The organism is Pedobacter jeongneungensis, from assembly GCF_000633455.1.
In the GTDB taxonomy this organism is placed as follows: Bacteria; Bacteroidota; Bacteroidia; order Sphingobacteriales; family Sphingobacteriaceae; genus Pedobacter; species Pedobacter jeongneungensis_A.
In genome coordinates this window covers 48,166-74,522 of record NZ_AYMG01000001.1, presented here as the reverse complement: position 1 = coordinate 74,522, position 26,357 = coordinate 48,166, and the positions used below count along the sequence as shown (strand labels likewise).

Genomic DNA, 26,357 nt, shown 5'->3' with positions numbered 1-26,357 from the left:
TTATGCGAATTTTGCAGGATGGCTAATCATGAAATTTAATAATTTGCTTATTTCTTCACATTGAGCATCCAAATAATTGAATTTTTCTTCAGAGATATAACTACAGGCAAGCGCTACATCTAACCAAACTTGCGTTTCACCATTTTCCATATCTGCATCTGATAGTTTACTGATAAAATGATTAGGGTATCTTCTCTTTTTGTATGCTTCACCAATGCAACTGCAAACAGATCTTGAAGATCTACGCATCTGATCTACCAAGCTATATTGCTCTGATTTAGGAAAATCTTTCGTTAAATTAAAGATGTCCATCAAAAGAGCAAATCCTTTTTTATAAGCCATTAATTCTCTAAACTTTCCCATAATTTTTTTAAACTAATATAATAATTTGGGAAGAGAAAGAGACTACAGACTCAGGACTTAAGACTCTGGACTAGAACTCAACTCGTCCCAATACTCAACAGCCCTTCTATAATGCGGGATTACAATACTGCCACCCACAAGATTGGCGATCATAAAGATTTCATTCATTTCGTCGCTGTTTACACCTGCGTCGAAGCATTTACCCAAATGATATTTAATGCAATCATCGCAGCGCAAAACCATTGAGGCTACCAGGCCCAGCATTTCTTTTGTTTTAACATCCAGGGCACCATCAGCATAGGAAGTGGTATCTAAAGCAAAAAAACGTTTGATGTTTGTATTCGCCGTTTCCATAATCCTATCGTTCATTTTTTCACGATAACCATTAAATTCTTCTACTAACTTTCCCATGTATATAAATTATTGAATAAATGATTTTTTGAATGAGCGCATGACGTTAAAATTAATTTATCAATCGAGGTTGATTTCTTCCAGCGGATTCCAGAATACTTTTTTAAAATTAACCACCTTATCGTTTTTAACCTCAACCCCTTCCTGTCTTAACAGTTCTTCCATTAATTCAGGTGGTTTAAAATGAAATTTTCCGGTAAGGAGGCCGCTGCTGTTTACTACGCGGTGAGCAGGTACTTTGGGGTAAGCTGAGCCGGCATAAAGCATGGCATGGCCCACCATTCGCGATGATTTGGCTGCACCTAAACTTTTGGCAATTGCTCCATACGAAGTTACCCTTCCTTTCGGAATTAGGCGGGCAATCTCATAAACCTGTTCGTAAAAATTGGTATCCATTATTCAAAAGAAAACTGAATATAGTTAATATTTTTATCGTGTAATAGGTATTTCTTCTCGTAATAGGTTTTGATTGATAAGACCTCGTCTACCAGATCAGAGGTATATAAATGATCGGTGTTTTTATGTACTGGAAGACTTAATTCTGCTACTTTTTCGCAGGTATAAGCATATAACTGATCGTTATCCGTTTTTAAGTTAACTTTTCCTCCAGGTTTTAAAACCAGTTTATACCTGTTCAAAAATGCAGGGAACGTTAAACGTTTTTTCTCACGGCTATCCTGTGGCTGCGGATCCGGGAAGGTAATCCAGATTTCATCAATTTCTCCTTCATTAAAATAATCAAGTATATTTTCAATCTGTATTCTTAAAAAAGCAACATTATCAATCCCATCTTCAATAGCGGTTTTAGCACCACGCCAGATACGGTTACCTTTATAATCAATACCTATAAAATTCTTGTCAGGAAACAACCTGGCTAGATTTACCGAATACTCACCTTTTCCACATGCCAGTTCGAGCACAATTGGATTTTCATTTTTAAAATGTGCTGAAGCCCAATTCCCTTTTAAGGCCTTTCCTGCGTCTAATTGATATACGTTTGCAAATGTTTCGATTTCTGCAAAACGCCTAAGTTTATCTTTACCCAAAAGTTTTTTTTCTGCAAAAATACAATTAAATCAATAACCCATGTTTCTTTTGCCATAAAGATTAATGTCAATCTTGTTTAGGAATCGTATTTTTGTAACCTATAAAAATTACTGTGGAAAAAGAAGCTAAGATATACATTGCAGGCCATCGCGGTATGGTGGGTTCGGCCATTTACCGTAAACTGCAAAAAGAAGGTTACGAAAATATCATTACCAAAACTTCTGATGAACTGGATCTGCGCAACCAGCAGGCCGTTACCGATTTCTTTACTGAAGAAAAGCCTGATTATGTGTTTCTTGCGGCAGCAAAAGTTGGCGGTATTGTGGCGAACAATACTTACAGGGCTGATTTTCTGTACGAAAATTTGGCCATCCAGAACAATGTGATCCATAATGCATACTTAAATAACGTTAAGAAACTGATGTTTCTAGGATCAAGCTGTATTTACCCGAAAATGGCACCACAGCCTTTAAAAGAAGATTACCTTTTAACCGGAACTTTAGAGCATACCAACGAGCCTTATGCCATTGCAAAAATTGCAGGAATCAAAATGTGCGATGCCTACCGCGATCAGTATGGTTGTAATTTTATCTCGGTAATGCCGACCAATTTATATGGTTTTAATGATAATTACCATCCTCAAAACTCACATGTTTTGCCAGCTTTGATCCGTAAGGTGCATGAGGCAAAAGCGAACAACGAAAAAGAGGTGGTAGTTTGGGGATCGGGTTCGCCAATGCGCGAATTTTTATTTGCAGATGATCTGGCAGATGCCTGTTATTTCCTGATGCAGAATTATAACGAACCTAACCTGATCAATATTGGTACCGGGCACGATTTAACGATTAAAGACCTCGCTTTATTAATTAAAGAGGTATTGGGTTTTGAAGGCGAATTGGTATTCGATGCCAGCAAACCCGACGGTACGCCGCGTAAATTAATGGATGTGAGCAAACTTCATAATTTAGGCTGGAAACATAAAATTGAATTGCCTGAAGGCATTGCAATGGCTTATCAGGATTTTGAAAGCAGGTATTAGATAAATTTTACAATGGTGCGCAGTATAACATCCTGCGCACTTTTTATTTACACCTTATTTTTTAGCAGCAGGATCATAAATTGCTACTGCCACCCGGCTATCGGCACAGCCGTAGTATAAGAACCATTTCTTTTTGAAATAAACCAGCCCTTCAATAAAAACCGTGCCTGAAGGGTATTGGCCGCTTTTTTCGAAAGGTGCAGTAGGCACGAAAAAGGGTTGATCTAGCCGCGCTATTACTTTTGAGGGATTTTTCAGATCGAACAACACCTGCCCGGCCGAATAGGTATTGGCCACATAATTGGTATCTCTTTCGGCATCGCTCCTGTTTTTGCCATTGTATAAAACTAAAATACCTTTATCGGTAACAATTGCTGGTGGACCGCATTCGGTCAGGTCGCTATCAAAATAATTTTTTCGGGGTTTCACAATTAAATCTAAATCACCTTTTGCATTTAAAGCAGGCTCCCAGTTAATAAGATCGGCCGAAGTAGCAATATTCATGAAATGTTCGCCCCAATACATCATATATTTGCCGTTTATCTTGGTAATTACCTGTTTACCATTTTCTACCTTGGTTACAATAGAACCAGATTTGCATTTGAGATCCTGAAATTTGCCATTATAGGCCTTACTAAATGCAGCACCGTGTTTAGTCCAGTGTTTCAAATCTTTGGAAGTGGCTACAGCCAACCGAAATATATTTCGGTTCCATTGGGTATACAGCATTACATACAATCCTTCTGTGGTTACCGCAATTCGTGGGTCTTCGCAACCACCCGGCCATTCGAATGCTTTCTGATTGTCTTCATCAGGATAGAGCACTGGCTCCGGATTCCTTTTCATTTTAATGCCATCACTACTTTCGGCAATGCCTATTCTCGAGGTACGCTTGCCAATACCAATACCTGAGCGGTCTTCTCCGCGATAAAGTACATATATTTTATTTTTGTATTCGACAGCTGCCGGATTAAATACGTCGCCCGCTTCCCAGGCAATTTTTTGTTTGCTCATTGGGTCGAAGAAAAGACTTTCGGTTTCTGGCGAAATAATGGGATTAACATTTTCCGGTCTTGTAAATGGCCCTAGTGCCCATTCGGGTAACAGACCCTGGGCATTTGTTGCAAAGGCCAGCGGAAGAAAAACTATTAGAAGAAATAGGCCTAAAGCGATTTTGTTCATAAAGCTAATATACCCAATTAATTTGTTAAGCAAGTGATGGTTAGGTTATTGCTAATTAAATCAATGGTGCCTAAATATTTGGTTCAACTTTCTGTTTAAACGCCTCATATAAAGGAAGAATTTTATCATCTAATTATCAGAAAATCTACCTTTCATTTCTTGCCCTTACAGATCATTTTTTATTATAGTCAAAATTGATATATTTGATATTATAAATCAATTTTACCTATATGACTTTAGTTCAGTTAGAATATATTGTTGCTGTTGATACTTATAGAAGTTTTGTAACTGCTGCCGATAAATGTTTTGTAACCCAGCCTACGCTAAGCATGCAGGTGCAAAAACTGGAAGAATTAATCAGCGTTAAAATTTTCGATCGGAGTAAACAGCCTGTAAGTCCGACGGAGATTGGTGCACAGATTATTGCACAGGCCAGAATCATCTTACAAGAAAGTGGTAAAATAAAAGAACTGATCAGCAGCCAGCAGCAGGATGTTTTAGGCGAATTGCGAATTGGGGTTATTCCAACGGTTGCCCCTTATTTATTGCCAGAGGTAATTTCGGCGATGCTGGAGAAATATCCTGAACTGAAACTTTTAATCTGGGAATATACCACCGAAGATATTATCCATCATTTAAAAACAGGTGTATTGGATTGCGGAATATTGGCTACCCCTTTAACTGATCCGAACATTACAGAAACTCCACTGTACTACGAAAACTTTGTAAGCTACATCAGCAAAAACAGCAAACTGTATAAAAAGAAAGCGGTTGATGCTGAAGACCTGAACGATGAGAATATCTGGTTGTTAAACGAAGGCCATTGTATGCGTAACCAGGTTTTGAATATCTGCCGTTCTACAAAAAATAACCGTTTACAGGGTTTAGAATATAATACCGGTAGTGTAGAAACGTTGGTAAGAATGGTCGATTTAAATGGTGGCGCAACCTTGCTTCCGGAGTTGGCCATTGCAGAATTAAACGCCAAACAGACCAGTAAAATACGTCACTTTAAATCTCCGGAACCTGTGCGGGAGATCAGTTTGGTTACGCATAAAAACTTTATTAAAAAGAGGATGCTTAACGCTTTAAAAGACGAGATTTTAGAAATCATCCCAAAAGCCATGAAGCAAAAAAAGAAAAAAGATATAGTTGGGATTTAATTTTCAACTTATGCTGCGATCGTCATTGCTGAGAAGGCTTTTTCAGCCGACGAAGCAATCTTTATGGTAGGGTTCACAAGTATGAAAGATTGCTTCCCCGAAAAGTCGGGACAGGCCGTCGTTCCTCCTCGCAATGACGACTTTTCGATAGGATTGATTTATTTCGCAACCTCGGAAGTTAACTCCCTGTCTTTATCTACATGCTCTGCCAGCTTATAACTTTGAGCTTCAGGATTTTTATCTTCTAAAAAGATCAGTATAATCAGCGAAATAATGGGAATTAAAAAAGAAATGAAAAACCAGAACCAAAAATTTCGTCCGGTTCTTTTTGCTAAAAAACCAGCAAGGAGCTGCGGCGATAATAGCAGTCCGAGTACGATAGATCCGAGGATTATTTCTGGCATCTTATAAAGGCATACTGCTGTTGATTTAAACCTTATTGTTTTTGCTTTTCGAGCGGTGGGGCAGAAAGCAGGCCTTTAATATCGCTTTCAACTTCTTCTTCCTCGCCTTTTTTCTTTTTCTTGTTTTTGGCTTTTAAGCCTTTGCCGCTTAAACGTTCTTCAATAACTTTATCGTATTCCGTTTGCTGCTCTGGTCTTAAAACATTGCGGATATTTTTTGTGGTTTCGTTCTGCAGTTTGTAAAATTTATCTACATCCTCCTCGCGCGAGTTTCCGGCTTGTTGTCTTTTAATTAAATCGGCCTGTTCTTTTGCCTGGTTAAAAGTGAAACTATAGATTACGCTTTTTTGCGTAGCATTCAGTTTTAATCTTTTATCCAGATCATCTACATTTTTTTGTGCAATTTCTGTAGGTGTAGGCATTTTGTTCTGCTGTGCACTTACCAATCCATTTACACCAACAACAATTAAAAATAAAATTACAAGCCTTTTCATTTCGAATATTTTAATATGTGCGAAGTTACTTAATTATCTTAAAACAAGAAAGTCCCGATTTTTAACCGGGACTTTCTTAAATTTTATTGGAATTAGCTTACAAAGCTTTTTTGTAAAGTTCTGCAACTGCATCCCAGTTCACTACATTCCAGATTGCTGCTAAGTAATCCGGACGTTTGTTCTGATATTTTAAGTAATATGCGTGTTCCCAAACATCGATACCTAAAATTGGAGTTCCTTTTACCTCAGCAATATCCATTAAAGGATTATCCTGGTTTGGAGTAGAAGAAACCTGAAGTTTTTTATCAGCACCAACTGATAACCAGGCCCAGCCTGAACCGAAACGGGTAGCGCCAGCTTCTTGTAATTTAGTTTTAAGCTCAGCAAACGAACCGAAAGTTTCGTTAATTGCTTTAGCTAAATCGCCGGTTGGCTCACCGCCTTTATTTGGACCTAAAATGTTCCAGAATAAAGAGTGGTTATAGTGACCACCACCATTGTTTCTAACAGCAGCAGGGAATTTTGAAATGTGTTTAACAATTTCTTCGATGCTAGAAGTTGCTTCAGGTTTACCTTCTAACGCTTTGTTTAAGTTGGTAACGTAAGCTTGATGGTGTTTATCATGGTGGATTTCCATGGTAGTTTTATCAATATGCGGTTCTAATGCATCGGTTGCGTAGTGTAACGCAGGTAATTCAAAAGCCATAATGTTTATGTTTTAAGATTTTAAAAATGTTTCTTGTAGCAAATATAACATTAGAACGTTAAGATTTGTTCATGTTATTATCATCAAATCGTTTTCTGGGTTAATGTTGTAATGTTGAAGGTTTTAATGTTGGAAGGTTTAGAGAGGAAAGTGTTCATGGTTTGTTGGCTCATTGTCTGATTATCGCATGTTCTATAAACTACTATGCCATAAACTCCAAGCGTCTACCTCTTTTTTGCAAAAAATCCCCTCATCAACGCTCCGCACTCCTCTGCCAGCACGCCGCCTTTTAGTATTGTTTTTGGATGAAGCAGATTTGCATTTTTCGAAATAAAACCTCTTTTTTCTTCACGGGCTCCATAAACAATCCTGCCAATCTGTGTCCAGTAGCTCGCTCCGGCGCACATTACACAAGGTTCGATGGTTACATAAAGCGTACAATCTCTTAAATATTTTCCCCCAATGGTTTGGGCTGCCGAGGTAAAAGCCTGCATTTCGGCATGGGCGGTAACATCGTTAAAACGCTCTGTCAAATTGTATCCGCGGCCAATAATTCTGTTCTTACTTACTACAATGGCGCCGATCGGAATTTCATCTTCAGTTAAAGCCTTTTTTGCTTCTTCCAAAGCCAGTTTCATATAATGAATGTCTTCTTCCTCAGGATCTGTATTCTCGAAATTGTAAAAACTCATGCGGCAAATATAGGCTAACACTTCCGAAGTTTAATAAGGCAATGCGCAGGGAAATTTCAGAAGTGTTATAGGTTTTGGAGCGCAGTTGCATTGCTAATCGGTTGCTACGGTCCTGCTTTCCGTTACTTCCGATGTTGTTTTAGTGCCGATTGATTGGTAAAGAATCGGAATCACTTCAATCAGGGCTATTTAAAAAAAGCCTGTAGTCAATAGGAAAAATAGCAAGGCGTAAATGTATAGCTTATTTTTCCCGCAGATCGGCGCAGATTAAACAGATTTTATATTGCAAAAAGAATCTGTGCCGATCTGCGATTTTGATCTTTTTAAATCTGCGGGAAAATGGGAAGTCTGCGCGCTAAACCAATTTGCTCCCATTCGGCACCTTGCTCTGCACCGCAGTTAATACGATATCACCGTTTTCGTCGGCAAAACCCGTAACGAGAAATTCAGACATAAACTTGCCGATCTGCTTTTTAGGGAAGTTGATTACCCCAACAATCTGTTTGCCTGGGAGCTCTTCCAGTGTATAATGTTTGGTAATCTGCGCGCTACTCATTTTAATGCCAAATTCACCAAAATCTACTTTTAATTTATAGGCTGGTCTACGGGCTTCAGGAAACTCGAAAGCCTCTAATATCGTTCCCACCCTTAATTCTACCTTTTCAAAATCATCCCAGGTAATCTGTTCCATAACTTAATTTAACGTGTTGTCCAAAAATATAAATTAATTCATTCATTCAAGGTTCAAATGCCATTAATAGGATGTAAAGATTATCTGGATGATAAAAAATTTGCGTTTTATATTTTTACATCTATCTTTATGCAACCGTTTGCATAACCAAATATAAAATAATTTTGAAACATGTATTTATTAGGAATTGATTTAGGTACCTCCTCCATAAAAGTTGCAGTTGTTGATGTAGCCACACAAAAAAAAGTAGCTACCGCTCAGTATCCCGAAGCGGAAACAGCGATCAAATCCCTGCAATTGGGTTGGGCAGAGCAATCGCCTAATGATTGGTGGCTTAATGTGCAGCAGGCTGTACTTAAATTAAATGCCAGCGATTTATTCGATCCGAAAGAAATTAAAGCCATAGGTATTGCTTACCAGATGCATGGTCTGGTGGTGGTAGATCAAAATCAAGAGGTTTTGCGCGATAGCATTATCTGGTGCGACAGCAGGGCTGTTGAACTGGGCAAAAATGCTTTTGATTCCATTGGTCATGATCAATCATTGAAACACCTGCTAAATTCGCCTGGAAATTTTACCGCCTCAAAACTGGCCTGGGTAAAAGCGAACGAACCGGAGACCTATAAAAAAATTGATAAAATGATGCTACCTGGCGATTTCATTGCCATGAAATTAACGGGCGAAATTACCACCAGCATTTCTGCGCTATCTGAAGGTATTTTATGGGATTTTAAAAACCACGAAATTTCTAAAGATGTGCTGAGTCATTATGGTATTGATGAGCAACTTATCCCAGCAGTAAAACCGCTTTTCTCAGCACACGGCCATTTAAAAACAAATATCGCAGCTTCATTGGGTTTAACCGCTGGAATCCCTGTAGCTTATAAATCTGGCGATCAACCTAATAATGCATTATCTTTAAATGTGTTAAAACCTGGTGAAGTTGCCGCAACAGCCGGAACATCGGGTGTAATTTATGGAGTAAGCGGCGATCTTACTTACGATAAACAATCGAGGGTAAATACTTTTGCACATGTAACCTATTCAGCAGAAAAAAAACATACGGGCGTGCTGCTTTGCATTAATGGCACAGGGAGTATGTACCGATGGGCCAAACATACTTTCGCACCCCTCTCTACTTATGCACAACTAAACATCCTGGCTGCCGAGGCGCCAATAGGCAGCAATGGATTAAAAGTACTTCCCTTTGGTAATGGTGCCGAAAGGATGTTAAACAATAAATATACCGGCGCTCAATTATTGGATATTGACTTAAATACACACAGCCAATCTGATATTTTTAGGGCAGTGCAGGAAGGGATCGCTTTTTCATTCCGTTACGGCTTAGATATTATGCGCGAAAACGGTATGGAGCCTAAAGTAATCCGTGCGGGTTTGGCAAACCTTTTTTTAAGTGAAGTTTTTGCCCAAACTTTTGTAGATGTTACCGGAATTCCGGTTGAGTTATATGAAAACGACGGAAGCATTGGCGCGGCATTGGGTTCAGGCATTGGTGCGGGTATTTTTAGCAGTGCCGAAGAGGCATTTACCAACCATGAAGTAATTAAAACTTTAAGTCCGAAAAATTCAGCAGCGTATGAGCCAATTTATCAGGATTGGAGAATAATATTAGAGAAACAGTTAACTGAATAATAGATAAAGGTTAATGGATCATGGTTTAATAGTTCATAGACAGGTTGGCCATGAACTATCAACCAAAAAACCATCAACCAAAAAATAAAGAAAACATTATGACAAAAGTAGTAACAGGAGCAAAAGAATTTTTTAAAGGTATAGGGCAGATCCAGTTTGAAGGCTTAACCAGCGATAATCCTTTAGCCTTTAGGTGGTACGATGCCAATAAAGTGGTTGCAGGCAAAACCATGAGCGAGCATTTTAAATTTGCATGTGCTTATTGGCACTCGTTTAATGGCAATGGCGCCGATCCATTTGGTGGACCAACACATGTTTTTCCCTGGGATGAAAAGAAAGATGCTGTAGAAAGGGCAAAAGATAAAATGGATGCCGCTTTTGAATTTATTACCAAAATGCAGATTCCTTACTATTGTTTCCACGATGTGGATGTGGTAGATTATGGTGATGATGTTGCTGAAAATGAACGCAGGTTACAAACATTGATTGAATATGCCAAACAGAAACAGGCCGATAGTGGCGTGAAATTACTTTGGGGAACCGCTAATTTGTTTAGCCACAAGCGCTACATGAATGGAGCCTCTACCAATCCCGATTTCCATGTACTGGCTCACGGCGCTGCGCAGGTTAAAGCCGCTTTAGATGCTACGATTGCCTTGGGTGGCGAAAATTATGTTTTCTGGGGTGGACGTGAAGGTTACATGAGCCTTTTGAACACTAATATGAAACGTGAGCAGGAACATTTGGCGAAGTTTTTACATACTGCCAAAGATTATGCCCGTAAGCAAGGTTTTAAAGGTACTTTCTTTATCGAACCTAAACCATGTGAGCCTTCTAAACACCAATATGATTATGATGCCGCAACTGTTAAAGGCTTTTTACAGCAATACGATCTGTTGGCCGATTTCAAATTAAATTTAGAAGTAAACCACGCAACCTTAGCAGGTCATACATTTCAGCACGAATTACAGGTTGCTGTTGATAACGGTTTGTTGGGATCAATAGATGCTAACCGTGGTGATTACCAGAATGGATGGGATACCGATCAGTTCCCGAACGATATTAACGAACTGACCGAAACCATGCTGATCATTTTAGAAGGTGGTGGTTTGCAGGGCGGAGGTGTAAACTTTGACGCTAAAATCCGCCGTAACTCTACCGATCCTAAAGATTTATTTTATGCACACGTAGGTGGAATGGATATATTCGCCAGGGCCTTGATTACTGCTGACGCCATTCTTCAAAAATCAGACTATAAAAAAATAAGGGCTGATCGTTATGCTTCTTTCGATAGCGGTAAGGGAGCAGAATTTGAACAAGGAAAATTAAGTTTGGAAGACCTTAGAAATTACGCTGCAGAAAACGGTGAGCCAGAAGTACGCAGCGGGAAACAGGAATATCTGGAAAATTTGATTAACAGATATATTTAAAAGATTTGTCAGTCTGAACGTAGTCGAAGACCTTCACGAGCTGTGGTCTGTGTCCGCACAGACCACTTGCATTTTAGACCTTTTTTAATGATCCTGAAAATAATAAACGTCATTTTAACATTTTTTAATTTAAAAAAAAGCGGATATTATTTTATGATTTTATTACATTTAACTTTCTAAACCAAATAACCACTATTAATTAATGAAACAAAATTTATTGGATTCGAAGGATTACATCGTATTTGCAATCTACTTCGTCATTGTGGCTGCTTACGGTCTGTACATCTACAATAAGAAAAAATCCGCATCCACCGGCTCAAAAGATTATTTCCTGGCAGAAGGTTCACTTACCTGGTGGGCAATTGGTGCATCTTTAATTGCATCGAACATTTCTGCAGAGCAGTTTATCGGTATGAGCGGATCGGGCTTTAAGATGGGACTGGCAATTGCAACTTACGAGTGGATGGCTGCTCTTACCCTGGTAATTGTTGCCGTTTTCTTTATTCCGGTGTACCTGAAAAATAAGATTGCTACGATGCCACAGTTTTTGCACCAACGTTACAACGGCACAGTGGCCATGATTATGGCGGTGTTCTGGTTGTTACTATATGTGGTGGTAAACTTAACTTCGATCCTTTACCTGGGCGCCTTGGCAGTAAGTAGTATCTCTGGTTTCGACCTTACCTTTTGTATGTATGCCATCGCAATATTTGCGATCGTAATTACCCTGGGTGGAATGAAAGTAATTGGTTATACCGACGTAATCCAGGTGTTTTTCTTAATTCTGGGTGGTTTAGCAACTACTTATTTAGCTTTAAATTTGGTTTCTACCCATTATGGTACTTCAGGCATCCTTGAAGGTTATAGTTTAATGACTTCAAAAGCTTCAGAGCATTTCCACATGATCTTGAAACCTGATAATGAAAATTATATTGATTTACCAGGATTAAGCGTGCTTGTTGGTGGTATGTGGATTGTAAACCTAAACTATTGGGGTTGTAACCAGTACATTACCCAACGTGCTTTAGGGGCCGATTTAAAAACTGCCCGCGGTGGTATTCTGTTTGCGGCATTCTTAAAATTATTAATGCCGATTATTGTGGTATTACCTGGCATTGCAGCTTACGTATTATATAAAGACGGTGCTTTCCAATCCGAAATGTTGCAGGATGGATCGGTTAACCCAGATCGTGCTTACCCTGTGTTGTTAAATTTACTGCCAGCAGGTTTAAAAGGTTTATCGTTTGCGGCTTTAACTGCTGCCGTTGTGGCCTCTTTAGCTGGTAAAGCAAATAGTATTGCAACGATTTTTACCTTAGATATTTACAAAAAGGTATTAAAAACCGATGCTTCTGAAAAGAACCTCGTTTTAACCGGTAAAATTGCTGTGGTGGTAGCGATGGTATTGGGTGTGTTGATTGCACCGCACCTGGGTATCGATAAAAAAGGAGGATTCCAATATATTCAGGAGTATACAGGTTTTGTTTCACCAGGTATCTTCGCCATGTTTATCCTGGGTTTCTTTTGGAAAAGAGCAACTTCTAATGCAGCGCTTTTTGCCACTATTGGTGGTTTCGGATTATCATTAGTGCTTAAATTCCTTCCGGGATGGACCGATCTTTCATGGTTATCGGGAATGGGCTTTTCAGTTAAGAATGCAGCTGGTATTTACGAAATCCCTTTCTTAGACAGGATGGGTTTTGTATTCGTATTCTGTATCATCGGTATGGTAATTATCAGTTTGTTCGAGAACAAAAATGGTGTTAACCCTAAAGGATTGGAAATCGATTCGAAAATGTTTAAAACCACAACCAGTTTTGCGGTTGGTGCATTAATTATTATAGGATTATTGGTAGCCCTTTACGGTATTTACTGGTAAAATTCCTTATTAAATATTTTAAAGCTTTCTGGGGATACCGGAAAGCTTTTTTTGTTTTAATATAGAATATGGGTATTGTGTGTCCTTTTTTTTGGGAAAGCAGATACAGTAACGTTTAGGATAGGCTTGGCCCTGCTCTCCGTTCCTTCCGGTGAAAAACCGGAACCACTACGATCAGGTTTAGGTGGCAGGGACAGTACTGCTATTTATGGTTGCAGGACGCAGAAAGGAAAGTTTTTCGCAGCAAGCCTAAGTTCTTTAGCCCTGATTGCAGTGGTAGCTCCCGACTTCACGTCGGGACTATAGCGTAAAGCAGGACTGCTTTATCCGATTAGTATTGCAACTGCGCTCCAAAAAAAATATTTTGAAACGCAAGCTTGTAAAATATACTTGATTTAGTTCGTGGGGACACGAATCAAGGCTTGATTAATGAATTATTGTGCACAAGGCCCGTCAGGAATTTCTTTGCTGATTTTAATTACTTTGGTAACCACCAGGGTAGAATCGAAATCGGCAGAAACGGTAGCGGTATCGGTTTTTTTGAAATAGCCTTCTAACTCTACATATACAGGCTCGTAAGGCTTTTCGAAACCTAAATTGCTATAGGCCAGCTCTAAATTTTTTACGCTGTCGGTAACCCAATAATCGCGGGTATCTTCGCATAGGGTAAAAGATTTCATTTCAGGGCCGAAGCTATATAAACCTTTAACAATTTTCAGGTTACTGTTTTTTCCCTCGGCCTTATCGTTTCTATTACAAGCGGTAATGGCTACGCCAAGGAGCACAACGAATACAATTGCTTGTTTAAATAACTTCATTTTATATGGATTGATTAATTTGACCTATCTTTTTAACACTTAAATTGGAGGACAAAGCAGATGCCAAAAATGAGAAGATGCCTACCGTAGCAAAAACTAATATGAAATCTTTCCATTTTAAGCCTATAGGATAAGAACTTACCAACGTTTTATTTTCTTCGCCCATTTTAATCAGGCCGTAAGTGTGCTGAAAATAGTAAAAAATGAGGCCAATAATTAAGCCTAATACACAGCCAGACATGGTGATCATCATGCCTTCGAATAAAAATATACGTTTGATTAATTTTTTTCCGGCACCTAAACTGCTCAGAATGGCAACATCCTTCACTTTATCTATTACTAACATGGTTAACGACCCTATGATATTAAATATAGCAATAATCAGGATAAAAGTGAGAATGATATAAACGGCCCATTTTTCGGTGTTTAAAATGTGGTACAGCGATTTATTCTGCTCGGCCTGGTTCTTTACCTCATAATCTTTTCCGGCCCTTTCTATAACCTCTTTTTGAAAGTTATCTACATCTACACCTGGTTGTAGGTTGATCTCAATTGCAGACACATTTTTATTTTCGCCCAGCAGTTCGCGGGCAAAATCTAATGGAACAATGATGCCATTATCAAAATCCTGTTGTACTTCGAAAACACCGCTTACCCGGATGCTTTTTGCCACAAAATCATCAGCCGGGTTTAAACTGTTTGGCACGATATCTTTCTTCGGCGAATAAATTTCCAGCTCGGTAAAGGGATCTACCGTGTTTACTGCTAAATAACTTTGCAGCGCCGAGCCAATTACCGCATTATCGCCACTTCTGTTATGGAGTATAAAACGCCCTTCTTTAATGGTGCTATCTAGTTTGGTGTTTTTTAAATAATCCATGCTAACACCCTTCACCATTCCAACAGCCTGTTTGTTGTTGTATTTTAATAAGGCATTTTCCTGTAACACCTCGGTAAAAGCAGCAACAGCTTTGTTTTTTCTGAGCTGATTAAAGTAAGTAGTATTCGGATCAAAAGTTTTTCCTTTAGCCGGTGTAATGGCAATTTGAGGGGTAATGGTATCGAACATATTCAATACCACTGTTTCTAAACCGTTAAATACCGAAAGGATAATAATTAATGCTGCACTGCCTACCATTACCCCAACCATTGATATGCCCGATATCAGGTTAATGGCATTGGTAGATTTTTTAGCAAAAAGATACCTTTTGGCAATATAAAACGACGTATTCACAGCGGTAAAGATAGGTAAAAGGTTGAGGGTTTAAAGCTAGAAGGCATAGGGTGTAAACGTCTACGCTTAAAAAAAACTCAAAAACAATAATTAATATTAAAAAAACGGATTGTGTTGCTTTTCGAAACCAATGCTGGTAGCTGGTCCATGCCCAGGATAAACTTTGGTTTCATCAGGTAATACAAAAAGTTTATCCGAAATGTTTTGAATTAATTGCTGGTGGTTACCCCCCGGAAGATCGGTACGACCAATGCTGCCATAAAAAAGCACATCGCCACCCATTAAAATATGATCGGCTGCACTGTAAAAGCATAAATGTGCAGGTGAGTGACCAGGGGCAAAAATTAAGCTTAAAGTACTGTTGCCAAAAGATATGGTTCCGGTTTCGGGTAAAAATGTATCCGGTAGAGGCGAAACATCATAGCGGGTAAAGCCCATTGATGGTGCATATCCCGGCACTGCATTTAAAATTAGTAATTCGCCTTCATGAAACTGTGGTTTTAATCCATAAGTATCGAAAATGAATTTATTGCCAAAAACATGGTCGAGGTGACAATGGGTATTTAACAATAAAACGGGTTTGAGGTTCTCTTGTTTAATAAATGCCGCTAGTTCGTTCTGCTCGAAACCTTCATACATTCCCGGATCGATAATGACACACGCTTTGGTTTCATCATAAAGCAGATAAGTATTTTCGCTATAGGCGTTAAAGGTGAAGGTTTTTACTGTAATCATAAGTTTTTAGAAAAAATCTGATAAGTCATCAGGATAATTAATTTTTCCACTTAAAAGTGGCAATCAGGGTATCGATATCTTGTTTAATAAATTTAACAACGGGTGCTATCGAATCGTATTGCGGCCGCTCATTAAAATATAGGGCGCCTCTAAAATAGTGTTTTGCGCTATCGGTTAAAAAAAACTGCACAGATGATGCTGTATTCCCTTCTATGGCATAATAAATACCATATACCTTGCGGTTAGGATAGTTGATAATCCTTTGATCAATAGCGCTGGCTTTTATGGTGTGTTTAAAGGCGAGTTTCCGCGCATCTTCTACCATTTCGTCGTATTCGCCTTTGCCCGATACATCATAATACGTTAAGTGCAAAAAGCCATTAAACTGTTTAAAATGCAGGTTGTACCAGTTTTTTTGGGCATCGCGGCTTTGATCCTGCTCTACAGTTGCGTAAGTAGGATATTTAAAGCTAAAAGGAACCGGTTTTGTGAATGGTGTATATTGTTTTTGGGGGAATACGATCCTGAAATAAGCTTTTGGTTTAGGGCTGTAATCGTGGTTTTGACAGGCTGTTACAAACAAAAGCAGCACAAAGGGTACACAGATCAGTTGTTTTAGTTTCATAACATTCTATCAAAGATTGCTTCGTCGTTCCTCCTCGCAATGACGATAAGTTAAATTATTTGTTCCAGATCGCCCAGGCTTTTTCAGCCTGTTTGTATAGCATTTCCAGCCCGTTTTTAATGCTGGCACCACGTGCTGCTGCTTTTGCTAAAAATACGGTTTCTAAGGGATTATACACCAGGTCGTAAGCCAGGTGCTCAGATCCGAGCTGACTGTAATCAATTTCTGGAAAGGTATCAATATTTGGCGACATTCCCAACGGGGTGGTGTTGATCAGCAGTTTGTGCGAAGCCAGAATTTCTGGCGTAAGTTCGGTGTATAGGATAGCGCCTTCAACAGGTTTACGCACCACTACCTGGTATTCGATATTGAGCTTTTCTAAAACATATTTTACTGCTTTGGCTGCTCCCCCATCGCCAAAAACCAGTGCTTTGGTATGTTGTGAACCTAATAAAGGTGTTAAGGATGTTTCAAAACCGTAGGCGTCGGTATTGTAGCCTTTTAAATAATTTTCGTTTTCGAAACTTTTAATGGAAATGCAGTTTACGGCGCCGATTTTCTCTGCAGCTTCATCTACTTCGTTTAAATAACAAAGCACATTTACTTTATGTGGAATGGTTACATTCAAGCCGCAAAGCGATGGGTTTTCGCTCAGTAGGTCAGGCAGCGATTTAATATCTTCAATCGGAAAAAGCTCGTATCGATGACCGGCGATGCCTTCATTCAAAAACTTTTCGGTAAAATATTTTTTAGAGAAAGAGTGAGATAGCGGATAACCGATTAAGCCGTATGTTTTCATATTGATGTAAAAAGTAAGAGGCTGTATTATAAAATCGATTTGTCATCCTGAGCCTGTCGAAGGACTATTGCAAATGCATATAAAGCATTTCGACAAGCTCAATGTGACAATTCTAAGAATATACCGGTTTATAATACAGGTACTTAAATTCGATTATTTTGCTTGGTTCAGGAAATAGTCGAAAGTATCTCCACGCAAACCTAAACGAATGGTTTCTAAAGGAATTACTTCAGCTGGAGCAATGTTACCAAGGTTTACATTGCTGCCAATTAATTTGATAAACCAAACCTGCTGCTCCTTTTGTGGCGCTTCCCAAATTATGGTTTCTTCGGGGATCTGTGTTAAGATTTCATCAACCAAACCTTCACGCACTTCGCCGCTTCCACGGTAAATACCTACGTTACCGCCTTCGCGGGCTTCGGCAATTACTTTCCACGATCCGGCTTCAATTTCGGCCTGCATTAATTTAATCCACTTGTATGGTGCAAATATTTTAGCTGCATCTTTACTGCCTACTTCCGAAATTACCGTTACCTGTTTAGAAAGCTCACGGATAAATTCACATTTTTTATCATGCTCAATTTCGATAGACCCGTCAGAAACTTCTGCATATTCCATTCCGTACTGGTCTAAAATACGTTGATAATCTGAAAACTGGTTACGGATAATAAAGGCTTCAAATAAGGTTCCTCCGAAATAGGTTGGAATGCCTGCACTTTTATATAAAGCTAATTTTTCTTTAAGGTTTGGTGTTACGTGTGATGTTGCCCAACCTAATTTTACGATATCTGTATGTACGCCGGCAACTTCAATAAAATCTTCTACCTGGCGTAGGCTCAATCCCTTATCCATAACCATTGTTAAGCCTTTTTGGCGTGGTTTAGCTGGACGTTCGGGAACGTTTAATAATGGATAATTCATATGCGTACAAAAGTGAAAAAAATTTTGAGATTTATTTGTTAAATTTTTCTCACAAGGTCATTACCTTATATATCTGTTTATAACGTTCAAAATGGCACTATTATCCTGCAATTGCGGTAAATATTCAAATAAAATATAGTGTTTGTCAGGGTCAGTTGTTAAAGCCGTTTCCAAATATCCCAGCGCATCACTATAATTGCCCATGGCAAAAAGATAGGCTACCATGCGATAGTAAAGCTCAGCGGCTTCCGGATTGTTCTTAATCGCCTCAGCCATTGTTTCTGATGCTTCGAGCAGTTTTCCCTGCTCGTATAGCACAGTGCTAAAATCTAACCAGGCTTCAATATCCATCGGATTAAATTCCAATACTTTTTCGTAAGCCTCGATCGATTCATCAATCTGGCCTAATTTATAATAAGCATCGGCCATGGCAAACCAAAAGTCTGGGTTTTCGGCTTCTAAATCAATTGCTTTTTTATAAAAATGAAGCGATTCGAAATAACGTTCTTCAAAATTCAGCGTAACTCCGATCCCAAACCAGGCATCGCCCATTTTTGGGTCCATTTTCACTGATTTTTTATAATAAGAACGTGCTTCGTCCATTTTTTCGAGCTTTTCGTAACACTCGCCGATGGCACAATAGGTATCGGCATTAGGTGGTTCGTATTCGAAAGTCTGTTTGTACACATCAATGGCTTCGTCGTACTTATCCAGCTGTACCAGCGCATTTCCTTTATTAAAATAAGCCGAACTGAAATCTTCTTTAATTAAAATCGCATAATCGTAAGCATCAATTGCTTTTTCGAAAAGGTTCAGTTTGTGGAAACTATTGCCCAGGTTGTACCATGCCGCGTACGAATATGGATCGGTATCGATATATTGCTGATAGAACTTAATGCTCTCTTCCTGTTTATCCAATACATCGTAACAGAAAGCCAGTTCATATAAACCATCCTGATTTTCCATATTCTGCTCTAAACTAAGCTTAATGTAAGTAATGGCGCTTTCATAGTCACTCATGCTTTGATATACATAAGCCATCTGCAATAAAATTTCATCGGTACTTTCGGCCAGGCCTAAAGCTTTTTCGTAATTTTCCAAAGCCTCGTCATAACGTTCAGTGTTCTGAAAAATATTACCGCGCAGCAGATAAATATCAGGTTCTGAAGGCTCTAAAAGTTCAGCCTTTTGCAAAGCGATGAAAGCCTGTTCGTGGTTGTTGGTTAAAATGTAAAGATGAGCCTGTTTAATTAAAAAAACAGTTGCATAAGGGTGTTGACTGATTGCAAAATCAACTACCTGCAAAGCTTTGACCGGATCATTTTTCTCAATGTAAAAATCTACAATGTATTCGAATGCACCTGCATCGAAAAAATACTGATCCTGATTGCGGAGCATTTCTTCGTAACGTTCTACCGAGCGTTGTGCGTCTTCGTTGGATTCAAAAAAGAATTCTTCTTCCATATATTATACTATTAAAGAACCGTGCCAATTAGCAGAAAAACACATTATAAGTTTACCAATTAAAATAATCCGTTTTTAAAATAATTATTAACATCAACAAGCTTAAACAGCGTAAATGGCTGAATATAAAGTGTATTAACTGTGGTTAAGATGTGTGGATAATCGATAGATTTTTTGCAACATCGCGGTTCCTTTTCCCTTCTTTTACAAAAATACTATAAATTTATGGGATATACGTAATTAAGAAGTCATGAAAGGATTGATCATTTTTGCCCTGTTTTTGCTGGAGTTTACTACAGCTGGTTTTGCACAAAACAGTGAAGAAAGTGCTGTTAAAGAAGCGGTAAATCACTTATTTGCCGGAATGAAAACAGGTGACAGCGCTGTAGTACGGTCTGCTTTTGCGGCCGGTGCAGTAATGCAAACCATTGTGAATAAGGCTGAAAAGGTGAACGTTAGAACAGAATCGGTTAATGATTTTGTAAAGCTTATTGGCATGCCGCATAAAGAAATATATGATGAACGCATTGTGTTCACTAAAATATTAATTGATGGGCCACTGGCTGCTGTATGGACAGATTATAAATTTTACGTTGGTGAAAAATTTAGTCATTGCGGGGTGAATTCCTTTCAATTGGTAAAGGGAGATAAGGGCTGGCAGATTGTTTATATTATTGATACAAGGAGAAAGGATGGTTGTAATTAACGTTTTTATAGGTTGAGTTATTATTTTGTGGAAAGCAAGGCTTGTGGTTTGATTATTGTTTGTCGGGCTTTACATTTTATAAAAGAGTCGTCATTGCGAGAAGGCTTTTTCAGCCGACGAAGCAATGACGACTCTCGGTATTCTTATTCTTTTCCTAAATCTGCTGCGCCTTTTTTAAATAGCTCAGCCTGTTTGTTCAGGTTTGTTTTAGCTTCCCCGCTTGCTGCTGTGGCCTGTTTTGCTTTGGCTTGTGCGGTGGCTGTATAAGCGCCTGCCAGCTGTTTGTTTAAATACGATTGCAGTTTTAATCTTTCAATCGCGCTACTGATGTTGTTTATCCCTTTTTCGGTAATCGTTGGGTTTGTATTTGCCCTTAAATACTGGAAATACTGACCAATTACGCCAAAAATTTTATTGCGGTCGCCAGTTAGCATAATGTTTTCGTAAAATGCCTGATGCTCATCTTTAGGATCGCTGATATACAACGATGCAATAGAAGGTGCAATATGCTCTTTTGTATCGGCATCTAAAGCAGATAATGCTGCAATACTTTCTTGTGGTGCCAGTTTGGCTAAACCACCAATACCAGCAGCCAGTACTTTGTACGATTTGTCTTTAAGGCTTTCTAACATCAATGCCTTATAGGTTTGATCGCCGGTTTCGGATAATTTTACAATTGCAGCAGATCTTACCTCGGTATCTTTATCGCTTTTGGCCAGTTGAAGCAAAATTGGTAAAGCTGCAGCTTTAATGTTTGCATCTTCCAGGTTAATGCCATCGATACTTAAGGCACGTAAATCGCCCGATTTATCTTTTAGCCCCTCTAATAATACCTGTTGACCGCTATTGGCTTTGCTCTGCATAATAAATTGCAAAGCCTCAATCCTATTGGCATAGCTAGGTGCGTTTTTGTACTGGAAATAATAGTTTTCGGCAATTTTATTATCATTGGTTTCACCCACGATGATTTTGTCTACGTCAAAATCGATCAGATCGGGTTTAGCGCTTACCTCAAAACTAAAATTCTGCTCGCGGCTATTGATCAGGATATCTTTTCTGATTTTTTTACCACCCGCATAAATGTCAATTTTAACCGGTAAGGTAAAAGTTTGCACGCTCGAATCCTGAGTTTGTTTCACCTTAATGGTTGCTTTGCCATTTTCGTAGCCATAATCGATGCTTAAAATCGGGTGACCGCCATTGTAGTACCACTGGTTAAAATATGGGCTCCAATCTTTACCGGTCACATCCTCCATAGCTAAACGTAACTGGTGTGTTTCGCCATTTTTGAAAGCGTTTGTGGTTAAATAGCGGTTAAGCGATTTATAAAAGGCTGCATCGCCCATCTGGTTTTTAAGCGCATATAAAATGATCGAACCTTTGGCATAACTCACATTGTCGAACATGTCTTCCTTATCGTTATAATAAAAACGTGCCAAAACCGGGCTTTCGCCTTTCTTGGTCGATCCTAAGTACGATTGTAGTTTTTCGTAACGTGATTTATCTTCTGCATCCTGACCCGCATCATGTCCATGCCAGATCACTTCGCCAAAAGTGGCAAAAGATTCGTTCATGGTTAGGTTAGACCAAGATTCAGCTGTTACATAATCGCCAAACCACTGATGAAAAAGCTCATGGGCAATGGTCCCTTCTTCATTTCCGTCCAATAATTCGCGGTCTGTTTTCTGTACCTGCTCACCGTGTAAAGTTGCTGTAGTGTTTTCCATCGCACCCGAAACGTAATCTCTGGCTACCACTTGCGAATATTTGTTCCATGGATAATCTACACCTAAAATATTGCTGTAAAACTGGATCATGTCGGGTGTTTTTCCGAAGATCTGTTTAGCATAAGGTGCAAATTTTGGTTCCAGGTAATAATTTACCTCTTTACCTTTATAAGTATCTTTTGTAACCTTAAACTCTCCAACGGCCATCATAAATAAATATGGCGAATGTGGCAAGTCCATTTTCCAGGTATCGGTTCTGGTGCCATCGGCATTGGCTTTCTGACTAACCAATTTACCATTAGAAAGTGTGGTGTATTTCGATTTTACGGTCATCGAAATTTCTTCGGTGGTTTTCTGATCTGGTTTGTCGATTGTAGGAAACCAGGCTGATGACGATTCCGTTTCGCCCTGCGTCCAGATCTGAGTTGGTTTATTTTTATCGGTACCATCAGGGTTGATAAAGTAAAGGCCTTTGGCATCGGTTATAGCTGCACTTCCTTTTACTTTAAGCTCATCTGGTTTGGCAGTATAAGCGATGTAAATGGTGTAATTTTCGGTGTTGGTGTACTTTTTATTGAGCGTGATGTGCAATTTATTGTCGTTATACACATATTTAAGTGGCGTATTTCCTTTTGTGCCAACCAGGGCAACCGTTTTAATGTCCATACCCTGCGCATCGAGGGTTAAAGAATCAGTAGGATAAAAGTGAGGTTTTAAGGTTACCCATTCCTTACCATTCAGGTAGCGTTTCGCATAATCGAAAGATACATCGAGTTTGGTATGTACCAGGTCATTAACTTTGGTTGCTGTTACGCGGTAAACGCTGAGGTTATTTGATTTTTCTACGGGTTGTTCCTGTGCGAAAAGTGGATTAGCCATAAAAGCTGAAACCAGTATTACACCACAGGTAATAAATTTTTTATTCATTTTTTAAGATTTTATAAGTCAGTTATCTTTAAAGCAAGATATTAAGAATTGTGGTAAAAGTAAAGCACCAAATGTAACCTGCTTTAACTTAATTTTTTGTTTTTTTGTGTAAATCGTTAGATATATGACTACAGATATTCAATCCATTTTAAAGAAATTGGGCGTACAAGCAGACAATGCCGCCTATAGTACAGGTAGCAATTGGGGCGGAACATCGAACACAGAAAAATTAGAAAGCTATTCTCCTGTTGATGGTAAACTGATTGCTTCGGCAAAAGTTGCAAGCACTGCCGATTACGATGCTATTGTAATAAAAGCACAAGTTGCATTTAAGGAGTGGCGTACTGTACCGGCGCCGAAAAGAGGCGAAATTGTACGTCAGTTTGGCGATGCCCTGCGCGAAAATAAGGAAGCTTTGGGCACCTTGGTTTCTTACGAAATGGGTAAAAGTTTGCAGGAAGGATTTGGTGAGGTGCAGGAAATGATCGACATATGCGATTTTGCAGTGGGTTTATCGAGGCAGCTTTATGGTTTAACCATGCACAGCGAGCGCCCAAGCCACCGGATGTACGAACAATGGCATCCGCTGGGTATTGTTGGTATTATTTCGGCCTTTAATTTTCCGGTGGCGGTTTGGAGCTGGAATGCAGCCCTGGCTTTGGTTTGTGGGAATGTATGCATTTGGAAACCGTCAGAAAAAACGCCTTTAACCGCCATTGCCTGTCAGCATATTATTGCAAAGGTTTTTAAAAACAATGATGTTGCCGAAGGCGTTTGTAACCTGGTTTTAGGAGATAGAGTCGTTGGTGAATTAATGACAAATGATAACCGGATTCCATTGGTTTCAGCAACCGGATCAACACGTATGGGGAAAGCAGTTGGTGCTGCTGTTGGTGCCCGTTTAGGTAAAAGCTTGCTTGAACTTGGTGGTAACAATGCGATCATTATTTCTGAGCATGCAGATCTGGATATGAGTTTAATCGGCGCTGTATTTGGTGCAGTTGGTACTGCCGGGCAACGTTGTACTTCTACCCGAAGATTGATAATTCATGAAAGTGTATATGATGCTTTTATAACTAAACTGGTTAAAGCTTATGGACAACTTCGCATTGGCGATCCGCTAGATCAAAATAACCATGTTGGTCCGCTGATTGATACCGATGCTGTCGAGGCTTATTTAGATTCGATAGCAAAATGTAAAGAAGAGGGCGGTAATTTTGTGGTAGAAGGCGGTGTTTTATCGGGCGATGATTATGCAAGTGGATGTTATGTAAAACCTTGTATTGCCGAGGTTCAGAATGATTTCAAAATCGTTCAGCACGAAACTTTTGCACCAATTTTATACCTGATTAAATATAAAACACTGGATGAGGCCATTGCTCTGCAAAATGCTGTGCCACAAGGTTTATCATCAGCCATTATGACCTTAAATTTAAGAGAAGCAGAACATTTCTTGTCTGCTAAAGGATCAGACTGTGGTATTGCCAATGTAAATATTGGTACCTCGGGAGCCGAAATTGGTGGTGCTTTTGGTGGCGAAAAGGAAACAGGCGGTGGTAGAGAAAGCGGATCGGATGCCTGGAGGGCTTATATGCGCAGGCAAACGAATACGATCAATTATTCCAATATTTTACCGTTGGCACAAGGAATTAAATTTGATTTATAGGTATTGATTTAAGTTTGACCACCAAGACACTAAGAACACAAAGACCATTTATTCCTTTGCGCCTCTGTGTCTTTGTGGTAACAATATCATGTGATCTGGATTTATAATCCAGATCTTTATAAAATCCCAACTATCATCAGTATTTTATTAAATAATGGAAAATATATCAGGAAAAAATGCACTTATAACAGGTGCAGGAAAAGGCATTGGAAGAGCAATAGCCATAGCACTGGCAAAAGAAGGTGTAAATGTGGGGTTGGTTGGCAGAACCAAAAGTGACTTAGATGAATTGGCTGAGGAATTAAAGCAGTATCAAATTAAAATTGCGGTCGCGACGGCTGATGTCGCCAATATGGATGCCGTTAACGAAGCCGTAGAAAGTGTACAATCAGCACTGGGTTTTATCGATATCCTGATTAACAACGCAGGTGTGGGTAAATTTGGTAAATTTTTGGAGTTGAGTCCAGTTGAATGGCAGGAGATTATTCAAATCAATTTACTGGGAACTTATTTTGTTACCCGTGCAGTGGTGCCACAAATGATGGAAAAAGAAACTGGCGATATCATTAACATTTCAAGTTCTTCTGCATTTAATCCTGCTGCAGTAACAAGTGCGTATTCGGCGTCGAAGGCTGCAATTAATGCGTTTTCGGTATCTTTAATGCAAGAGATGCGTAAGCATAATATCCGTGTAACCGCTTTGTCGCCAAGTACAACGGCTACCGATATGGCAATCGACTTAAAGTTAACCGATGGAAATCCGGATAAGGTTATGCAACCGGAAGATCTGGCAGAGTTCATCGTTTCTCAATTGAAACTGAATCGAAGGGTTTTTGTAAAAGACGCAAGTCTTTGGTCAACAAATCCTTAAATAAAAAAGGCGCTGAAATCTAAATTCAGCGCCTTTTCGGTAAAATATATGATAGAGTTAGAATAGTTTTTCTAATAAATCAACTTGTATATCGTCGTAACGGGATTTTTTGTTGTTTGCTAAAAGTGATTTTCCTGTTAGTCTGATACTGGTTTCCTGAGCGGTAAAACCAGCCATGTTTATTTTGGATGCAACACCCATTACAGCCTGGTGTGTATCAGTAGTGCCTTCTAATTTTAAGGATGCATCATCTTTTACATTTGTTGATAAATTAACGGTATTGGCTTTAATATCTGCCGATGCATCATCATTTAAAACAACGCTTAGGTTTAACAGGTTGAAATTTCCGGCAGTGCTTACGCTTGCAGTATTTGAAGCTTCAATAGCGGTTAAATTATTTACATGGGCAATAACCGTTAACGTATTTTTATTAAAAGAGCTGATCCTCAATTCTGCTCCCTGTTGTTGTACCAAAGCATTTTTGGTGTAATATTGATCGTACACTTCAACACTTTCCTTAGCATCCTGAACAAGGATCAGTTTCACATTTCCTGATACCACAATTTTGCTGATATTTTTAACTTTTGTTAAAGCAGTGTAGCTGGCATTGTTTTCTGTTGCGTTTGCTACTACGGTTGCGCTACTTAAAGTAACCATTACTAATGCAGCTGCGAATAAATTTTTGATAGAAGTTTTCATGATCTTAATAT

At 39.0% G+C, this 26,357-nt stretch carries 27 protein-coding genes; 8 read left to right on the top strand and 19 right to left on the bottom strand.

Features of this window, described 5'->3' with window-relative positions; translation table 11 throughout:
- Genes U859_RS0100340 through trmB form a run of 4 tightly spaced genes read right to left on the bottom strand, consistent with a single transcriptional unit; the run spans position 1 to position 1,820 of the window.
- On the bottom strand, positions 1-363 hold the full coding sequence (locus U859_RS0100340) for a four helix bundle protein (RefSeq protein ID WP_025141458.1): 363 nt from the start codon (positions 361-363) through the stop codon (positions 1-3).
- A gap of 57 nt (positions 364-420) precedes the next feature.
- The gene (locus tag U859_RS0100335) at positions 421-774 is read right to left on the bottom strand and encodes a carboxymuconolactone decarboxylase family protein (protein WP_025141457.1); all 354 of its coding nucleotides are present in this window, start codon (positions 772-774) and stop codon (positions 421-423) included.
- Between the two features lie 60 nt (positions 775-834).
- A complete protein-coding gene (locus U859_RS0100330) occupies positions 835-1,170 on the bottom strand; it encodes an MGMT family protein (protein ID WP_025141456.1) in 336 nt (111 codons plus the stop codon).
- Positions 1,170-1,820 (bottom strand): tRNA (guanosine(46)-N7)-methyltransferase TrmB, encoded by a 651-nt coding sequence (trmB, locus tag U859_RS0100325; RefSeq protein ID WP_025141455.1) that lies wholly within the window; start codon positions 1,818-1,820, stop codon positions 1,170-1,172. Before trmB ends, U859_RS0100330 begins: the two co-directional genes overlap by 1 nt.
- Positions 1,821-1,933: 113 nt before the next feature.
- Here trmB and U859_RS0100320 point away from each other — a divergent pair, with 113 nt between their 5' ends.
- Complete coding sequence (locus U859_RS0100320; RefSeq protein WP_025141454.1) at positions 1,934-2,860, top strand: GDP-L-fucose synthase family protein; 927 nt, start codon at positions 1,934-1,936, stop codon at positions 2,858-2,860.
- Between the two features lie 54 nt (positions 2,861-2,914).
- Here U859_RS0100320 and U859_RS0100315 read toward each other — a convergent pair whose 3' ends face one another.
- Positions 2,915-4,042: a glycoside hydrolase family 130 protein gene (locus U859_RS0100315; RefSeq protein ID WP_025141453.1), complete on the bottom strand. Its 1,128-nt coding sequence runs from the start codon at positions 4,040-4,042 to the stop codon at positions 2,915-2,917.
- 230 nt (positions 4,043-4,272) lie between these two features.
- On the opposite strand from U859_RS0100315, the gene U859_RS0100310 reads away from it, so the two are divergent.
- Entirely contained in the window at positions 4,273-5,205 is a 933-nt protein-coding gene (locus U859_RS0100310; RefSeq protein ID WP_025141452.1) for a hydrogen peroxide-inducible genes activator, read from the top strand.
- Between the two features lie 158 nt (positions 5,206-5,363).
- Here the strand turns inward: U859_RS0100310 and U859_RS0100305 are convergent, their stop codons facing one another.
- The 5 genes from U859_RS0100305 to U859_RS0100285 all read right to left on the bottom strand — a co-directional run bounded on the left by U859_RS0100305 (position 5,364) and on the right by U859_RS0100285 (position 8,192).
- Positions 5,364-5,609, bottom strand: a complete 246-nt coding sequence (locus U859_RS0100305) for a hypothetical protein (protein WP_025141451.1) — start codon at positions 5,607-5,609, stop codon at positions 5,364-5,366.
- 32 nt (positions 5,610-5,641) lie between these two features.
- Positions 5,642-6,103, bottom strand: a complete 462-nt coding sequence (locus U859_RS0100300) for a hypothetical protein (RefSeq protein ID WP_025141450.1) — start codon at positions 6,101-6,103, stop codon at positions 5,642-5,644.
- Between the two features lie 97 nt (positions 6,104-6,200).
- Positions 6,201-6,809: a superoxide dismutase gene (locus U859_RS0100295; protein ID WP_025141449.1), complete on the bottom strand. Its 609-nt coding sequence runs from the start codon at positions 6,807-6,809 to the stop codon at positions 6,201-6,203.
- A gap of 224 nt (positions 6,810-7,033) precedes the next feature.
- Positions 7,034-7,501, bottom strand: a complete 468-nt coding sequence (locus U859_RS0100290) for a nucleoside deaminase (RefSeq protein ID WP_025141448.1) — start codon at positions 7,499-7,501, stop codon at positions 7,034-7,036.
- A 355-nt stretch (positions 7,502-7,856) separates the two neighbouring features.
- Positions 7,857-8,192: a tRNA-binding protein gene (locus U859_RS0100285; protein ID WP_025141447.1), complete on the bottom strand. Its 336-nt coding sequence runs from the start codon at positions 8,190-8,192 to the stop codon at positions 7,857-7,859.
- A 171-nt stretch (positions 8,193-8,363) separates the two neighbouring features.
- On the opposite strand from U859_RS0100285, the gene U859_RS0100280 reads away from it, so the two are divergent.
- From U859_RS0100280 to U859_RS0100270, 3 genes are all read left to right on the top strand, one after another.
- Entirely contained in the window at positions 8,364-9,845 is a 1,482-nt protein-coding gene (locus tag U859_RS0100280; protein ID WP_025141446.1) for a xylulokinase, read from the top strand.
- Positions 9,846-9,943: 98 nt separating this feature from the next.
- Positions 9,944-11,275, top strand: coding sequence for a xylose isomerase (gene xylA / locus U859_RS0100275; protein ID WP_025141445.1), 1,332 nt, complete (start codon positions 9,944-9,946; stop codon positions 11,273-11,275).
- A 202-nt stretch (positions 11,276-11,477) separates the two neighbouring features.
- Complete coding sequence (locus tag U859_RS0100270; RefSeq protein ID WP_025141444.1) at positions 11,478-13,154, top strand: sodium/sugar symporter; 1,677 nt, start codon at positions 11,478-11,480, stop codon at positions 13,152-13,154.
- A 434-nt stretch (positions 13,155-13,588) separates the two neighbouring features.
- On the opposite strand, the gene U859_RS0100260 is transcribed toward U859_RS0100270, so the two are convergent.
- From U859_RS0100260 to U859_RS0100230, 7 genes are all read right to left on the bottom strand, one after another.
- Positions 13,589-13,972 carry a hypothetical protein gene (locus U859_RS0100260; protein WP_025141442.1) on the bottom strand — a complete coding sequence of 128 codons (384 nt, stop codon included), beginning with the start codon at positions 13,970-13,972 and terminating at the stop codon, positions 13,589-13,591.
- Position 13,973: 1 nt separating this feature from the next.
- Positions 13,974-15,206 carry an ABC transporter permease gene (locus U859_RS0100255; protein WP_025141441.1) on the bottom strand — a complete coding sequence of 411 codons (1,233 nt, stop codon included), beginning with the start codon at positions 15,204-15,206 and terminating at the stop codon, positions 13,974-13,976.
- Between the two features lie 96 nt (positions 15,207-15,302).
- Positions 15,303-15,941, bottom strand: a complete 639-nt coding sequence (locus tag U859_RS0100250) for an MBL fold metallo-hydrolase (protein ID WP_025141440.1) — start codon at positions 15,939-15,941, stop codon at positions 15,303-15,305.
- Between the two features lie 37 nt (positions 15,942-15,978).
- Positions 15,979-16,566: a gliding motility protein GldD gene (locus U859_RS0100245; protein ID WP_025141439.1), complete on the bottom strand. Its 588-nt coding sequence runs from the start codon at positions 16,564-16,566 to the stop codon at positions 15,979-15,981.
- A gap of 55 nt (positions 16,567-16,621) precedes the next feature.
- Positions 16,622-17,365, bottom strand: coding sequence for a shikimate dehydrogenase family protein (locus U859_RS0100240; RefSeq protein ID WP_025141438.1), 744 nt, complete (start codon positions 17,363-17,365; stop codon positions 16,622-16,624).
- 153 nt (positions 17,366-17,518) lie between these two features.
- On the bottom strand, positions 17,519-18,286 hold the full coding sequence (locus U859_RS0100235; protein WP_025141437.1) for a phosphosulfolactate synthase: 768 nt from the start codon (positions 18,284-18,286) through the stop codon (positions 17,519-17,521).
- Between the two features lie 60 nt (positions 18,287-18,346).
- Positions 18,347-19,750: a tetratricopeptide repeat protein gene (locus U859_RS0100230; protein ID WP_025141436.1), complete on the bottom strand. Its 1,404-nt coding sequence runs from the start codon at positions 19,748-19,750 to the stop codon at positions 18,347-18,349.
- A 250-nt stretch (positions 19,751-20,000) separates the two neighbouring features.
- On the opposite strand from U859_RS0100230, the gene U859_RS0100225 reads away from it, so the two are divergent.
- Positions 20,001-20,456 carry a nuclear transport factor 2 family protein gene (locus U859_RS0100225; RefSeq protein WP_025141435.1) on the top strand — a complete coding sequence of 152 codons (456 nt, stop codon included), beginning with the start codon at positions 20,001-20,003 and terminating at the stop codon, positions 20,454-20,456.
- Positions 20,457-20,599: 143 nt separating this feature from the next.
- On the opposite strand, the gene U859_RS0100220 is transcribed toward U859_RS0100225, so the two are convergent.
- Positions 20,600-23,110: a M1 family metallopeptidase gene (locus U859_RS0100220; RefSeq protein ID WP_025141434.1), complete on the bottom strand. Its 2,511-nt coding sequence runs from the start codon at positions 23,108-23,110 to the stop codon at positions 20,600-20,602.
- A 124-nt stretch (positions 23,111-23,234) separates the two neighbouring features.
- On the opposite strand from U859_RS0100220, the gene U859_RS0100215 reads away from it, so the two are divergent.
- Positions 23,235-24,776 carry an aldehyde dehydrogenase family protein gene (locus U859_RS0100215; RefSeq protein WP_025141433.1) on the top strand — a complete coding sequence of 514 codons (1,542 nt, stop codon included), beginning with the start codon at positions 23,235-23,237 and terminating at the stop codon, positions 24,774-24,776.
- A gap of 154 nt (positions 24,777-24,930) precedes the next feature.
- Positions 24,931-25,647, top strand: a complete 717-nt coding sequence (locus U859_RS0100210; protein WP_025141432.1) for a 3-ketoacyl-ACP reductase — start codon at positions 24,931-24,933, stop codon at positions 25,645-25,647.
- Positions 25,648-25,704: 57 nt separating this feature from the next.
- Here the strand turns inward: U859_RS0100210 and U859_RS0100205 are convergent, their stop codons facing one another.
- Positions 25,705-26,346, bottom strand: coding sequence for a GIN domain-containing protein (locus tag U859_RS0100205; RefSeq protein WP_025141431.1), 642 nt, complete (start codon positions 26,344-26,346; stop codon positions 25,705-25,707).
- Positions 26,347-26,357 lie beyond the last annotated feature (11 nt).

Coding starts and splice junctions, on each gene's coding strand:
- U859_RS0100340 (WP_025141458.1), bottom strand. CDS start 363: ATGGGAAAGTTTAGAGAATTAATGGCTTATAAAAAAGGATTTGCTCTT.
- U859_RS0100335 (WP_025141457.1), bottom strand. CDS start 774: ATGGGAAAGTTAGTAGAAGAATTTAATGGTTATCGTGAAAAAATGAAC.
- U859_RS0100330 (WP_025141456.1), bottom strand. CDS start 1,170: ATGGATACCAATTTTTACGAACAGGTTTATGAGATTGCCCGCCTAATT.
- U859_RS0100315 (WP_025141453.1), bottom strand. CDS start 4,042: ATGAACAAAATCGCTTTAGGCCTATTTCTTCTAATAGTTTTTCTTCCG.
- U859_RS0100310 (WP_025141452.1), top strand. CDS start 4,273: ATGACTTTAGTTCAGTTAGAATATATTGTTGCTGTTGATACTTATAGA.
- U859_RS0100305 (WP_025141451.1), bottom strand. CDS start 5,609: ATGCCAGAAATAATCCTCGGATCTATCGTACTCGGACTGCTATTATCG.
- U859_RS0100300 (WP_025141450.1), bottom strand. CDS start 6,103: ATGAAAAGGCTTGTAATTTTATTTTTAATTGTTGTTGGTGTAAATGGA.
- U859_RS0100295 (WP_025141449.1), bottom strand. CDS start 6,809: ATGGCTTTTGAATTACCTGCGTTACACTACGCAACCGATGCATTAGAA.
- U859_RS0100290 (WP_025141448.1), bottom strand. CDS start 7,501: ATGAGTTTTTACAATTTCGAGAATACAGATCCTGAGGAAGAAGACATT.
- U859_RS0100285 (WP_025141447.1), bottom strand. CDS start 8,192: ATGGAACAGATTACCTGGGATGATTTTGAAAAGGTAGAATTAAGGGTG.
- U859_RS0100280 (WP_025141446.1), top strand. CDS start 8,364: ATGTATTTATTAGGAATTGATTTAGGTACCTCCTCCATAAAAGTTGCA.
- xylA (WP_025141445.1), top strand. CDS start 9,944: ATGACAAAAGTAGTAACAGGAGCAAAAGAATTTTTTAAAGGTATAGGG.
- U859_RS0100270 (WP_025141444.1), top strand. CDS start 11,478: ATGAAACAAAATTTATTGGATTCGAAGGATTACATCGTATTTGCAATC.
- U859_RS0100260 (WP_025141442.1), bottom strand. CDS start 13,972: ATGAAGTTATTTAAACAAGCAATTGTATTCGTTGTGCTCCTTGGCGTA.
- U859_RS0100250 (WP_025141440.1), bottom strand. CDS start 15,941: ATGATTACAGTAAAAACCTTCACCTTTAACGCCTATAGCGAAAATACT.
- U859_RS0100245 (WP_025141439.1), bottom strand. CDS start 16,566: ATGAAACTAAAACAACTGATCTGTGTACCCTTTGTGCTGCTTTTGTTT.
- U859_RS0100240 (WP_025141438.1), bottom strand. CDS start 17,365: ATGAAAACATACGGCTTAATCGGTTATCCGCTATCTCACTCTTTCTCT.
- U859_RS0100235 (WP_025141437.1), bottom strand. CDS start 18,286: ATGAATTATCCATTATTAAACGTTCCCGAACGTCCAGCTAAACCACGC.
- U859_RS0100230 (WP_025141436.1), bottom strand. CDS start 19,750: ATGGAAGAAGAATTCTTTTTTGAATCCAACGAAGACGCACAACGCTCG.
- U859_RS0100225 (WP_025141435.1), top strand. CDS start 20,001: ATGAAAGGATTGATCATTTTTGCCCTGTTTTTGCTGGAGTTTACTACA.
- U859_RS0100220 (WP_025141434.1), bottom strand. CDS start 23,110: ATGAATAAAAAATTTATTACCTGTGGTGTAATACTGGTTTCAGCTTTT.
- U859_RS0100215 (WP_025141433.1), top strand. CDS start 23,235: ATGACTACAGATATTCAATCCATTTTAAAGAAATTGGGCGTACAAGCA.
- U859_RS0100210 (WP_025141432.1), top strand. CDS start 24,931: ATGGAAAATATATCAGGAAAAAATGCACTTATAACAGGTGCAGGAAAA.
- U859_RS0100205 (WP_025141431.1), bottom strand. CDS start 26,346: ATGAAAACTTCTATCAAAAATTTATTCGCAGCTGCATTAGTAATGGTT.